This window comes from Anaerosacchariphilus polymeriproducens (assembly GCF_003363435.1).
Classification (GTDB): Bacteria; Bacillota; Clostridia; order Lachnospirales; family Lachnospiraceae; genus Anaerosacchariphilus; species Anaerosacchariphilus polymeriproducens.
Map to the genome: position 1 here is coordinate 95,115 of NZ_QRCT01000009.1, position 12,801 is coordinate 107,915.

Sequence of the window (12,801 nt, forward strand, 5' to 3'; positions counted from 1 at the left end):
AAAGTTAGGAAGAGATAAGAATGGGATCTAATGATGACAATAGAAATGATGTAAAAGGACCATTCAATAACCTTATGAAAGGTTTGGAAGGTATTTTGGGTGTGGTTGATGATTTAATTGTAAACGGAGAAAATTTTAAGAATTTATCTGGTGAAATCGAGTTACCATCTCAAAATAAAGTGAAAACTCATTATGATATGACGATAAAAACCGGTCTAAATGAAGTACATACGAATAGTAAATTTGTTAAAAATAGTCAGATGAAAATAGAACCTAGTATTGATATTTATGAAGAAGAAATGGGATATCAGGTTATTGTTCTTACCAGCAATGTTGCAGAAAACGACATAAAAATCTTCAGTAATGATAATCGTCTTATATTTGAAGCCAGCAATGCAGAGGTAATTTATTATAAGGAAATAACATTACCATGTATGATAGACGATCAAAAACTTGTATGGACCCATAAAAATGGTGTTACTGAAATAACAATCGGTAAATAATATCCTTCAATTTAGAGAGTCTAGACTTTGTACGCCGATGCTGAAAGGAATGATTTTAATGGAGGAAAAGAATAATTTAGTATTAAAAGTAACAGAAACACTATCAAAAGATGTAGGGCATGGTATTGCCCGATTAGACCCTCAATCGATGAAAGCACTAGAAGTTGGAACAGGAGATATCATTGAAATTGAAGGAGGGAAAAAAGGTATTGCGAAAGTAATGCCGATACAATCAGATTTAAGAGGTATGTCGATCATTCAGATCGATGGTTATACTAGGGAGAGTTCCGGAGTAACGATAGGAGAAAATGTTACTGTAAAAAAGATAGAATGTGCAAAAGCAAAAAAAGTAAATTTACTTAAAATAAATAGTAAATATACAGACACAAATGAAGATGAGGGAACTTACATAGGCCGGTTAATTGAAGGACTAGCATTGCTAAAAGGGAATAAGATCAGAGCCAATTTAATGGGATCTTTATTTTATGAGTTCATGGTTGAGAGTACAGATCCAGAAGGAGCGGTTATTATAAACCGTGATACTAAATTGAAGATCATCAATAGCAAGGAACAGGGGAATTTTAATTTAAGGGTGACATATGAAGATATTGGCGGACTCGGCAATGAAATATTAAAGATTCGGGAAATGATAGAGTGGCCATTAAAGCATCCCTATTTATTTGAAAAGTTGGGTATCGATGCACCAAAAGGAGTTCTATTACATGGAGCACCTGGAACAGGAAAAACATTGATTGCAAAAGCGATTGCAAATGAAACGGACTCTTACTTTGTAAGTATCAATGGCCCGGAAATAATTAATAAATATTATGGGGAAAGTGAAGCCAAGCTACGGGAAATATTTGATAAGGCAGTGAAAAATGCTCCTAGTATCATATTCATAGATGAAATCGATGCAATTGCTCCTAAAAGGGAAGAAACTAAGGGAGATGTGGAAAAGCGTGTGGTCGCACAACTGTTAACACTCATGGATGGTATCAGGGATAGAGGAAGAGTGATGGTAATTGGAGCGACCAACATACCAAATTCATTGGACCCTGCACTAAGACGACCGGGTAGATTTGATAGAGAAATCCAGATTGGAATTCCTGATGCCAAAGGTCGTATGGATATTTTAAATATACATACCAGAGGAATGCCATTGGGTTCCGATGTCGATATTAAGAAATTGTCCGAATTAACGGGAGGATTTGTTGGAGCAGATTTAAATGCGTTATGTAGGGAAGCGGCTATGATTACGGTAAGAGATGCTTTTCAGGGACAAGAATTAAGTAACGAAAATCAGCTAAATGAGATTATATTTCATTTAAATATTCCTATGCAGAACTTTATGCGTGCACTCACTCAGGTCGAGCCTTCAGTTATTCGAGACGTGGTGATTGAAGCACCGGATGTCTCATGGAATGATGTGGGCGGGCTGAAAGAAGTAAAGCAATATTTTAAGGAAATTATTGAGTGGCCATTTCAATACAGAGAAATTTATGAGCATGTCAAAGTTAATGTTCCAAAAGGAATTTTATTGTATGGAGAACCCGGAACCGGAAAGACATTATTGGCAAAAGCTTTGGCAAATGAACTAGGCTTTAATTTTCTTTGTATTAAAAGTTCGGAATTATTATCAAAATGGTTTGGGGAATCAGAGAAAAATATTCATCAAATATTTAAAAAGGCAAGAGAGGCAGCTCCCAGCATTATTTTTTTTGATGAAATTGACTGCATAATGAAAGCACGTGGGAATCATCAGGAATCTTCTGATGTTCAGGACCGTATTACAAGTCAGGTACTCATTGAAATGGATGGAGTACAAGAAATGAGAGATGTTATTGTGATGGGAGCAACAAACAGAATTCATTTAATTGATGAGGCACTATTGCGATCCGGCAGATTTGATATAAAAATTGAAGTGGGGAAACCCGATTGTGCGGCTAGAGAGGAAATATTTAAAATACATTTAGAAGGCAGGCCTTTGGAAAAAGACTTTTGTTTTAAAGAACTTGGAAATGTAAGTGATGGGTTGTCAGGAGCAGATATTAAACATGTTTGTGATGTATCAGCTCTTAGTGTTGCAAAACAATGTGTTACGGAAGGGGTCAAGTTAGAAGAGGCTGTTATTACAACATCCTTAATAAAATCTATAATGGAAGGTCAAAAATGGAGGGATTCAAATGCCAGGTCCTGATGGAATTTATTTATATTGCATTATACCGAAGAAAGAAAATATTGAAATAGAAAAAAAAGGATTAGAAGACAGAAAGATTTATACAGTAGAGTATAAAGACATTTTGGCTATAGTCAGTAATGTACCTTATAAAGTTTATGATTTTTCTATAGAAAATATTGAAATACATGAAGATGTTGTTAAAGAGTTAATGAATGATTATACCGTACTTCCTTTTAATTATGGGAATGTATTAAAGACTAGAAGTGATTTAAATGCATTTTTAAAAGCTACGTATATAAACTTGAAAAAAAATTTATTAAAAGTGTCTGGAAAATTTGAAGTGGGTCTAAAAATATTTATTAAAAATGAGTTTATTAGTGAAGAAATTGAAAATGATACGATAAAAAGTATGAAAAAACGGATAGAAGGAATGAACGGACAAGAAGAAATTACTATGAAAGTAGAGCTTGGTAAGATGGTTAAAAAAGCATTGGAACAAAAACAGCATGAGTTTGAAGCAAAAGTTTTTGCTAATTTAAAACAGTATAGTTCCCATGCAAAGTCGAATGAGTGTAATACTGTGAATATGGTTCTCAATGCTGCTTATTTGATTGAAAAAGACAAACTGGATTTGTTTACTGAGAAATTAAATGAGATAACCCCGGCTTATGATGAAAAGTATACCATAAAATTTACCGGGCCCTGGCCACCCTATAATTTTATAGAAATGCCAGGTTAGAATGGAGTGTAATATTGTATGTTTTTTCTGAAAACTTTTATTAATTTTGTATCTTTAATTCATGAATATATTGATAAAGAAATTAATGATGAAAGTAAAGTACAAAAGGAATTGTATGAGATCCGGTTGAAATATGAAATGGGTGAAATCAGTAAAGAAGATTATGAAGAAATTAAAGATCATCTTATGCTGCGCCTTCAGGAAATTAAAAAGAGAAAACAAAAAAATGAGGAAGAATAAACATTTAGTTAGGGGTGAATGAAATGATAGAAGCGACTCGGGATAAAGAGGATAGAGGTTCTCTGGTAGATGTAATTGACAGATTATTGGATAAGGGCTTGGTAATTAATGCAGATATTGTTGTTTCTGTAGCAGGAGTTGAACTTTTAGGTGTAAAGGTAAGAGCAGCACTCGCCTCCTTTGCAACGGCAGCTAAATATGGTCTTGAGTTCCCATCCGGTACGAACTTAGAAACTGAAGCTTGGAAGGAAGCTCAGGAAGGCGTAGAGACCTGTCCGCAATGTGGCAAAGAGGTTGGCAAAGAAGAATTATTGAATGATTGTTGTCCATGGTGCGGATGGATGAGTGCAAAAGCCGAAAAGAGATTAAAAGAGAAAGAATTAGAAGGAGCTCCGCTCATAGCTTCATCAGTTCAATCGTAACCGGAGTGGAGGATAAGAATGACGAGTCATGAGGAATTTAAAATAGATAAATTAAATGAATTTATGAATCGCCTGGATGAGAAGAGTCGGAAAATAGTTTGGTATTTCCGGTATCATGGATATGCAAGGCTTTCAGAATTAACGAAACTTATTGGTGCTTCAGCAGATATGGAGGTTTTAGACAAACTGAGGGAGGTCATTAATCCTGTATCTGTTGAAATTTTTGGTAAACCGATACTAGAATTCCGAAAATCCGGCGTTGATCGAATAACCGGTAAAATAGTACCTTTTCACTGGTGGTTATCTGATGATACAGAAGAAAATCAATTTTTCTTAGGGGGAAGGGGAAAGCCTTTGGTTGATATTTTTGAAGAAGAGGAACAGTTGATTATCATTTCAGAGATATCACCGACGATTTCATATTGTGACAAGGTAAAAGTAGAGCAGCGGCATGGAATTTTACAAATCACATTAAACCGACTCAATTAAATTTTGTAGGAAAGTAGGAAATGATATGGCACTAGAAATAGATGAGGATAATTTAAAACATGGTTTGCTGGGCTTAATCATGGCTTTGGTTGAAATTATCAGAGATGCTTTAAAACATCAAGCCCGTAAAAGAATGTTAGGCGAAACATTAACGAGTGAGGAAATGGAAAAGTTGGGAAACGCTTTGATGGAACTTGATATTGCCATAGAGAATATTAAGGAAGAACAAGGGATTACGGAATCAGTAAAGGGAGTAAGAGATGGACTGGATGAGGTGGTAGACAGTGTGGTAGATCGATTATTGAATCCGGAAAGATGGGCAGAAGATGCAGAAGAAAATGTTTAGGAATAGGTGGTGAAGGAATGGATTATCTAAATATTGCTCTGCTTTTACAAGAAAGTGGAAAAGAAGTTAATGTAACAAATATAAAAAAAGTTTTAAATGTTCTGGATCGTGAAGCGGAGGATGAAAAAATACAATATTTTGTATCAATATTGTCAATGTTGTCCCCAAAAAACAAAGAGGAAAAAAGATTGAATCATGATAAAATCAAAGAATTACCCGTTGATACTCAAATAAAAAAAACAGAAGAAACACATCAGGTGGAAAATGTATATCAATTGGAAAATGAATACCAAATGGAAAATGTATTACAAATGCAGCATAATCAACCAGGCAGATATGTATATGGAATAGCAGGGAAAGGCACACAGGAAAATCTGGGAAATATTGGACTGGATGGTGCAGAAGTCTATACGATTCCATATAAAGAGGCGTGTATTGTTGTTCATGACTGTCAGGCAGAACCCTACAAATCAGAGGACGAAAATGTAGTAAAAGAATGGCTTTTTACACAGCAGGAGGTCCTGGATATAGCAGCGGAAAAATTTGATGGTGTGTTACCTATGAGTTTTGATATGATTATTGAGGGTAAGAGTGGCAGCAATCCGGAAAATGAGGCAATTAGCTGGTTAGAAAAGAATTATGAAAGCTTTATGGAAACGATATTAAAAATAAAAAATTGTCAAGAATATGGTATTCAGGTTATTTTAAATACTTTAGAGTTAAGCCAAACAATTTTTGAAACAGATGAAAAACTTAAAAAAAAGAAAGAAGAGATAAATGCGAAACCTGAAGGAATCGCTTATATGGAAAAAGAAATGTTAAAAGATCTTGTAAAAGAAAGAATTGAGGAAAAGGCAGATGAATACTTTAAAAAGTTTTATGAAATGATAAAAAAATATCCGGATGATATTGTGATTGGGAAAGTAAAAAAGGTTGGAGATAACCAGCAGATGCTGATGAATTTATCTTGTCTGGTTCATAAAGATAAAGTTGGACCATTAGGAGAAGAATTAGAGCTCATTGATAATTACGAAGGGATAACGGTAAGATTTAGTGGACCATGGGCACCTTACAGCTTTGTTACTCCCGAGAAGGGGGCAATTAATAGTGGTAATGGATAAAGAAGATGTTGTTCTAAAGTCCCAAGGTTCGGTTGAGATTCGGTCGATTTGGCGAATTGGACAGTTACACCTTACTAAAAATCGATTATATTTTATTCAAATGAAAAAGAATCTGTTTGTAATTAATCTAGAGAAAATCATAAAAATCAGCATTATAAAAAGAGGATGGATATTAGGTTGCAAAATAAAGCAGCTTTGTATTTTTTATCAAAGTGATAAAGGAGAAGAGCATGTATTCATTGCATTGGCAGCACCCGAAAAGTGGGATTTCATTTTAAAAAGAACAATGGCGCTTAAACTGATAGAAAGGTGTGGTTACAATGGAGCCGAACCGGAGTCCCCAAGCGACTCTTAATGATCTGCTGGATAGAATTCTTGATAAGGGTTTATTGTTAAATACAGATTTAATTGTAACAGTAGCCGGGATTCCACTTATTGGCATTAATTTGAAATTAGCCCTAGCGGGAATGGAGACTATGCTGGAATATGGAATTATGAAAGATTGGGATGAAGCACAGCGTGCAGTTGCCAGAAAAGAAACAGAAAGACAAACGCCGACTTTAGGAAATGAGGAAGAGATTATTTTTTCGGTGTTTGGTTCGCACTGGTACAGCAAAGGTATTTATAATAATTGGAGGCCAGGAACCATTTATATTACGAATGAACGATTGATTATGTTTCGAAAAATTCCCTATGAAGTTCTATTGGATATAAAGTATGAAAAAATAAAAGGAATGGCGATACAAGAAAAAGATCATTTTATTAATGGGACGAGAGAGGAACTTTATCTTGTATTACAAGATGATGAGATGGTCAGGCTGCATACCACAGATGTTCTTTCCTTGAAAAAAGCAATGGAAAATATCATTACTACAAAAGGAATAAGTCTGGAAGATAATCTTGTTTTCCCAGTAGATGATGAAGTCTTGGGAGAGTTTATGAAGGCAGATGAAAAGGTAACACATAGTGGAAAAATGTGGTATCGTTATTCTTACATAATGGAGGGAACGACTCATTATCAATGGAAACCAGGGCAATTATATCTTACAGATCAAAGGCTGTGCTGGTGGTGTGATTTTGATAAAAAGCTGCTTTTTGAAATTTCTACAGATGCAATGGTTCATATAGCAGTGCAGGATGTACAGTTTGGAACAGCACCGATTGAAGAAAAATCGCTGGTTCTTTTGTATAAAGATGGGCAGGATAATCAAGTGGTATGTTTTTCGGACAATGAAGAATCTCTAAGAGAGTGGGAGAAAGTAATTAAGGAACAAATCGGGGATAGTGAAAAAGAAAGTGAGAAAAATATGGAGACCTGTCCAATATGTGGGAAAAAAGAAAAAAGGGAGACTTTACTTTCTTATGGATGTTCGCGCTGTGGTTGGATGAGTCATAGGAAACAATCTTAGGAGGTAAAAATTGAATAGCAATAGCGAATTCTATTTTGAATCTAATAAAAATCATAACAACTACGAATTACAAAATATTTACTTAATTGATAGAATGTTTGGAGATGTCAACGGAGATAATATACCTGATACAGTTAGCATGATAGGTAAAAAAAAAGAAAATCCCTTTTATGAAGACATAGAAATCATAGTTCTGGATGGCGCAATTATGAATCAATATGTAATACCTCTTTATCACAATTATAGTATGTCTTATAGTCCATGGCTGTTCCTGGGAAGCTTTTCCGGTTTTAATGCAGAAGATATTATGGTAAGTCTGCCTGTCGGAGGAAGTGGAGCATTGACATATTACTATGTAATCTCTTTTCTTAACAATAACGCAAATATTATACTTGATCCTGAACTTTTTATGGCATTTGCCAACAGTTTAGAATTTGAAATTATTTATATGGATCATTACAAAGTACTTGTTAAAAGTAAAAAGCTTAATCAATCTTATATCATAGATATAAGTGACAAAAAAGATGTTTATGAAAAGAATGTTTATAATGAAAATGGAGAGCTTATAAAACCGTTAAATGGATTTGTTATTGATCAGCCACATCTTTATCCTATCAAGTTTGACGGCAATCTCCCATATAAGTTAGAAGCACGTCAGGAAATAGCAGGAACATCTCATGCAGATAGACTAGGTTATATAATAACTTATTGGAAATATAGTGTACAAGGAAATTCTTGGGTATTAGATCCTGAGTTATTTTTTCTAATGATTTAATATTTGACAAAAATGGATATTAAATTTTATTTTTTTATTAAAAATTTAAAATTGTTACATATAATCTGATAAATTGTCAAAACTAAGGATGCAAATACCTGAAAAGGAGATGTTAAAATTGAAAACATTAAATATTATTACTTTAATATTAGTTATAATTGGTGCAGTAAACTGGGGACTTATTGGTTTATTTAGATATGATTTGGTATCCTCTATTTTTGGAGACATGTCAGTTTTAACTAGAACTATTTTTGGAATAGTAGGTATTGCCGGATTATATGCATTTTCCTTTTTTGCAAGGGATAAGATTAGTAATAATGCTTAAAAATTAATAAAGAGCACTTAAGCCAATTGGCTTAGGTGCTTTTTATTTTAAAATGTAAAATTTGTAAAAAACATGTAAAAAGGGTTGCATAATAAAAATGTTATGTTAATATTAATAATATATTACACGTGTATATATTATATTTTAACTATTGTTAATTAATAAGGAGGTAGTACATGATTAAATCTAAAATTTTAATGTTTACTTTAGCGTTAGGAGTTATGGGAAGTACTGTATTCACGCCAGTTACAGCACATGCAGCTACATCAACTGCTAAATTACAAGCTGTAGGAGCAAATGCAAATTTTAATATTGATGTTTTAGGGATTGTAAACAAAATACAAGCTTCAATTAATTCAAAAAATTTCAATGGAAATAAGGCTGCTTTTTGTAAAAATCTTATGGAAACTACATTCTATGAGGCTGGTGGAAAGTATAATGTAGTAGTTTTTGATCTATCTCAAGATTATAATTATAGACTCGAGGGAATCAAAATGTATCATGGTTTTTCATATGAAGGAACTACATTTGGCGTATGGGTTTTCGATAGAAACCAGCCAAAAGGAGCTTATTTCAGAAATGATGGACGAAGAGGATGGGACCATTGGGCTTGCAGAGGCTGGCAAAAACAAGTAGATAATGTAATGTGGTATAACTAAAATGTAGAATGATTTAAAAAATTAAATAAAAGTGTTATGCTCCCTTTAGGTAGACAAGTGAAATTGTAAAAATGGATATCTAAAGGGAGCGTTTTTTGTTTAAAATTAATAAATGATATAAGCTATATATATGACAATGTAAAAATATGTATAAATTTGCAGATATAAAAGTAGAGATTATGTTTAAAAAGTCGAAGAAATATGTTAACATAAAATTATATTACACGTGTACATATATTATTTATTTAAATTATTTTAACTGAATTTAGTAATTAAAAACATTTATAATGAAAAAGCCTTACATTTAAGGGTTTAAGAATTTTTAATGCTAAAATAATAGAGGAGAGATGAATTTATGAAGTTAAAAAAACTAATTTGTTCAAGTATTATAATATGCTTATTTTTTGTATTAAATGTAATCCAGACAGAGGCTGCATCCTCAAATTGTACCAATATTAAATTACGAAATGTAGAAAAAACATATTATGGGTTTCCGAATGATGCAAAAAAAGAAAAATTTGGTGGTGTTAAAAGTCCGGCTTTAAATTCAGAGTCTCATATTCAAGGTGTGGCTAAATGGAATGAATATCTCTTAGTTTCTCAAAATGTAACTCCTGCTATTGATTTTTACAATTTAAAGAATCATAGGTATGAAAAAAGTTTTCAATTCAATAATTTAAATATGGATGGTTTAGAATTAAAACATTATAGTGGTTGCCAGCAGATAGGAGATTATTTAGTAGTAGGAATAGAATCTACAGGTAATGAACCTCATAAATCATATGTTTGTTTTTACGATATTGCAAACAATACAGAAGTAAGAAATTTAAGAATTGAACGTAAAACTGCCAAGGCTGGAGGGGTAGGAATTACAAATTACACGAAAAATGGTAAAGAATATTATTGTTTAGCAGTATTAGATGGGGCACATGTAGATATTTATGAAACTGATAAGTCATTATCTGATCCCGCATGCAGTTTTAAAGGGCCTATTTGTAGTTTTGACTTTAATAATATTAATGGAGGGCAAGGTGATTATAGTAATATAAGTCTTGTTACAGATCAAAATCAAAATATATATTTCATGGCATATAGGTCAAATATGGTATATAAAAGTATCATAAAACAGAAAGTACCTCGTGAAGACTATTTAGATTTATACAGTTTAAAATTATCCGGGACAGAAGCAGATTGTAAAAAAATTGACTCCAGGCATGTAACAACACATCATTATAATACAGCTTTTAATACTTTCGGTCTTAATGCTGCCGGTTCTCATTTCAGGTATTCGGGAGGATTAGAAATAATATCACCCGATAAAGCTAATGTTTGGGTTACTGGTCGGAATCCATTGAAAGTTTTAAATTATTTAGAAGTAAATTCTTTTTCATCAGAAAGAGAATACGATCCAAATAATGTTACTATCTATGATAATGGGGATTTTAAAGGGAGATCTCAACTTCTTAGATCAGGTAAGTATAATGACTCTGATTTAAAAATTGGGAATGATGCCTTAAGTTCTATCGAAATTCCAGACGGTAAGTTTGTAACGTTATTTGAGCATAAAGGTTTTCAAGGGGCTAGTCTTAACTTATTTGATAATACTAATATAGGTGTAGATTTTAATGATAAAACTTCATCAATTATTGTTACTCCGGTTACAAAGCTTTTCAAAAACAGAGATTTTACAGGAGATTCTTATAAGCTTAAGGCTGGACGATACAGTCAAGCTAATCAATTGGGAATCGGGAATGACACTTTGAATTCATTAGTAGTTCCGGAAGAATTGCTAGTTACTTTATATGAACATATTGATTTTAAAGGTCGTTCAAAAGTGATTGAGAATAGTACTTCATCTTTAGAAGATTTTAGTAACTTAACTTCTTCTGTAATTGTTGAACCCGCAGTTACGCTTTACAAGGATCATTATTATAATGGGAATTCTAAAAAACTTAAGGCAGGACGTTATCCCATGTTTGAACAATTAGGAATTGGAGGCGATACTTTAAGCTCATTAAAAGTGCCACACGGATTAATGATAACGATTTATGAGCATCCAAATTTCCAAGGAAAATCCAAAAGCTTTACAGAAGATTCGGTTTATGTAGGGGATGAATTTAATGATGTAACTTCTTCCGTAATTATTGAACCTGTTGTAACAATCTATAAAGACAGTCAATATAGAGGGAATTCTCAGGTCCTTAAAGTTGGCCATTATGCTCATTCTAATGAAATAGGAATTGGAAATGATGTTTTGAGTTCAATAGAAGTTCCTTATGGAATGAAGGTCACATTATATGAACATGGAGGTTTTAAAGGTAAAACAAGAACTTATATCGAAGATTCACCGACGCTTGATAGTTTTAATGATAAAACATCTGCCATTGTTGTTGAGAGTGTTCAGTAATAAAAATTAGTCACTTGTGTATAGATTTACAGAAGCAAAAGACCGATTCACTTATAAAATTAAATTTAGTTAAGTGAATCGGTTTATTTTTATTTTATAACATTGCAAAAAATCTATTTTTGACGTCCGTCATATCTGTCATCCATAAAATTAATTGTTTTATGAAGATATTCAATATTCTTTTTTCTGTCAATATTATAGATACATCCAAAGACAACGTCCAACATATATTGTAAGGCTATATGGGAAGAGAATTGTGAAATTCTGTCTCTTAAATCCTCTTTGTCACTGATATAAAGATGGCGTGATATATATTGTGGATATAAATTACTGCCGGCTTTTCCAATCAGAACGATTGGTATCTTTTTATCATACAATGCTTTTATAATTGGCAAAATGAAAGAAGCCTTACCAGAATAGGAAAGTATAAGCGCGACATGCTCATGATTAGATGCAAGAACATTCATCCTTTGATTATAAAAAGATTTTGGACAATTAACGATTCTGCCTATTGTCAGCATCTTATCCTGAAAATTTTCTGCAGGGTTAAGATTGTGTGCATGTGTATAAATATCAATTATTTTTGCATCATGAAGCAGATTCGTTATGATGGAAAGTTGTTTTAAGTCGATGTAATTGTAGGTGTCTCTAATTGTAATTTCATATAGCTTAAGAAGTCTGTCAGCTATCATTTGTTGCGTATCGTCTTGCTCAAAAGGATAATTTACATTAATTATGTTTTTATCTTTCGTAATTATTTGTAAATCTTGTGCTAATTTTACTTTTAATTCATTAAAACCATAAAACCCGATTTTCTTACAAAATCTATGGATAGATGATTTTGAAGTATAAATCGTTTCAGATAATTGTTGAATAGATAAATTAATAACTTTTTCTTTATTTTGTAAAATATAATTTGCAATATCATTTTCAACCGGCGTTAAGGTATCACATAATTTTATCATATTTTCCAGCAACATAAAGTTAACCTCCATCCTCTTTAGTATGTATTCATTTTAATATATCTTTTTTTTAAATACTAGTTATTTCTAAATAAGGATTCTTAAAAGTTTCAAAAAGTTTCAAAAGTGTGATGAATACACTATTAATTTTGAAAAAAAATACCAGCTTTCACAATTAATATTGACTTTGTAAACCCTGGATTATATATTACAGAAAAGTATTGA

At 32.5% G+C, this 12,801-nt stretch carries 15 protein-coding genes; 14 read left to right on the forward strand and 1 reads right to left on the reverse strand.

Annotated elements, in window-relative coordinates:
* Window positions 1-20 precede the first annotated feature (20 nt).
* From DWV06_RS01740 to DWV06_RS01805, 14 genes are all read left to right on the forward strand, one after another.
* Window positions 21-503 carry an Hsp20/alpha crystallin family protein gene (locus DWV06_RS01740; protein WP_115480460.1) on the forward strand — a complete coding sequence of 161 codons (483 nt, stop codon included), beginning with the start codon at window positions 21-23 and terminating at the stop codon, window positions 501-503.
* Between the two features lie 58 nt (window positions 504-561).
* Window positions 562-2,700 carry a CDC48 family AAA ATPase gene (locus tag DWV06_RS01745; protein WP_205027744.1) on the forward strand — a complete coding sequence of 713 codons (2,139 nt, stop codon included), beginning with the start codon at window positions 562-564 and terminating at the stop codon, window positions 2,698-2,700.
* A complete protein-coding gene (locus DWV06_RS01750; RefSeq protein ID WP_115480461.1) occupies window positions 2,687-3,421 on the forward strand; it encodes a GvpL/GvpF family gas vesicle protein in 735 nt (244 codons plus the stop codon). Before DWV06_RS01745 ends, DWV06_RS01750 begins: the two co-directional genes overlap by 14 nt.
* Window positions 3,422-3,439: 18 nt before the next feature.
* Window positions 3,440-3,661 (forward strand): gas vesicle protein GvpG, encoded by a 222-nt coding sequence (locus DWV06_RS01755; protein WP_115480462.1) that lies wholly within the window; start codon window positions 3,440-3,442, stop codon window positions 3,659-3,661.
* A 23-nt stretch (window positions 3,662-3,684) separates the two neighbouring features.
* Window positions 3,685-4,083 (forward strand): gas vesicle protein, encoded by a 399-nt coding sequence (gene gvpJ / locus DWV06_RS01760; protein ID WP_115480463.1) that lies wholly within the window; start codon window positions 3,685-3,687, stop codon window positions 4,081-4,083.
* Window positions 4,084-4,101: 18 nt separating this feature from the next.
* Window positions 4,102-4,572, forward strand: a complete 471-nt coding sequence (locus tag DWV06_RS01765) for a hypothetical protein (protein WP_115480464.1) — start codon at window positions 4,102-4,104, stop codon at window positions 4,570-4,572.
* A gap of 25 nt (window positions 4,573-4,597) precedes the next feature.
* Window positions 4,598-4,918 carry a gas vesicle protein GvpK gene (gene gvpK, locus DWV06_RS01770; protein WP_115480465.1) on the forward strand — a complete coding sequence of 107 codons (321 nt, stop codon included), beginning with the start codon at window positions 4,598-4,600 and terminating at the stop codon, window positions 4,916-4,918.
* 17 nt (window positions 4,919-4,935) lie between these two features.
* The gene (locus DWV06_RS01775) at window positions 4,936-6,039 is read left to right on the forward strand and encodes a GvpL/GvpF family gas vesicle protein (protein WP_162300542.1); all 1,104 of its coding nucleotides are present in this window, start codon (window positions 4,936-4,938) and stop codon (window positions 6,037-6,039) included.
* Entirely contained in the window at window positions 6,026-6,394 is a 369-nt protein-coding gene (locus DWV06_RS01780; RefSeq protein WP_115480467.1) for a hypothetical protein, read from the forward strand. The genes DWV06_RS01775 and DWV06_RS01780 overlap by 14 nt, the downstream gene beginning before the upstream one ends.
* Window positions 6,360-7,448 carry a gas vesicle protein GvpJ gene (gene gvpJ, locus DWV06_RS18500; RefSeq protein WP_162300543.1) on the forward strand — a complete coding sequence of 363 codons (1,089 nt, stop codon included), beginning with the start codon at window positions 6,360-6,362 and terminating at the stop codon, window positions 7,446-7,448. Before DWV06_RS01780 ends, gvpJ (DWV06_RS18500) begins: the two co-directional genes overlap by 35 nt.
* Window positions 7,449-7,458: 10 nt before the next feature.
* Complete coding sequence (locus DWV06_RS01790; RefSeq protein ID WP_115480468.1) at window positions 7,459-8,223, forward strand: hypothetical protein; 765 nt, start codon at window positions 7,459-7,461, stop codon at window positions 8,221-8,223.
* Window positions 8,224-8,332: 109 nt separating this feature from the next.
* Complete coding sequence (locus tag DWV06_RS01795) at window positions 8,333-8,548, forward strand: DUF378 domain-containing protein (RefSeq protein WP_334293994.1); 216 nt, start codon at window positions 8,333-8,335, stop codon at window positions 8,546-8,548.
* Window positions 8,549-8,724: 176 nt separating this feature from the next.
* Window positions 8,725-9,207: a stress protein gene (locus tag DWV06_RS01800; protein ID WP_115480470.1), complete on the forward strand. Its 483-nt coding sequence runs from the start codon at window positions 8,725-8,727 to the stop codon at window positions 9,205-9,207.
* A gap of 355 nt (window positions 9,208-9,562) precedes the next feature.
* Window positions 9,563-11,614 carry a beta/gamma crystallin-related protein gene (locus DWV06_RS01805; protein ID WP_115480471.1) on the forward strand — a complete coding sequence of 684 codons (2,052 nt, stop codon included), beginning with the start codon at window positions 9,563-9,565 and terminating at the stop codon, window positions 11,612-11,614.
* A gap of 113 nt (window positions 11,615-11,727) precedes the next feature.
* Here DWV06_RS01805 and DWV06_RS01810 read toward each other — a convergent pair whose 3' ends face one another.
* Window positions 11,728-12,594, reverse strand: a complete 867-nt coding sequence (locus DWV06_RS01810; protein WP_115480472.1) for a MurR/RpiR family transcriptional regulator — start codon at window positions 12,592-12,594, stop codon at window positions 11,728-11,730.
* Window positions 12,595-12,801: the final 207 nt, after the last annotated feature.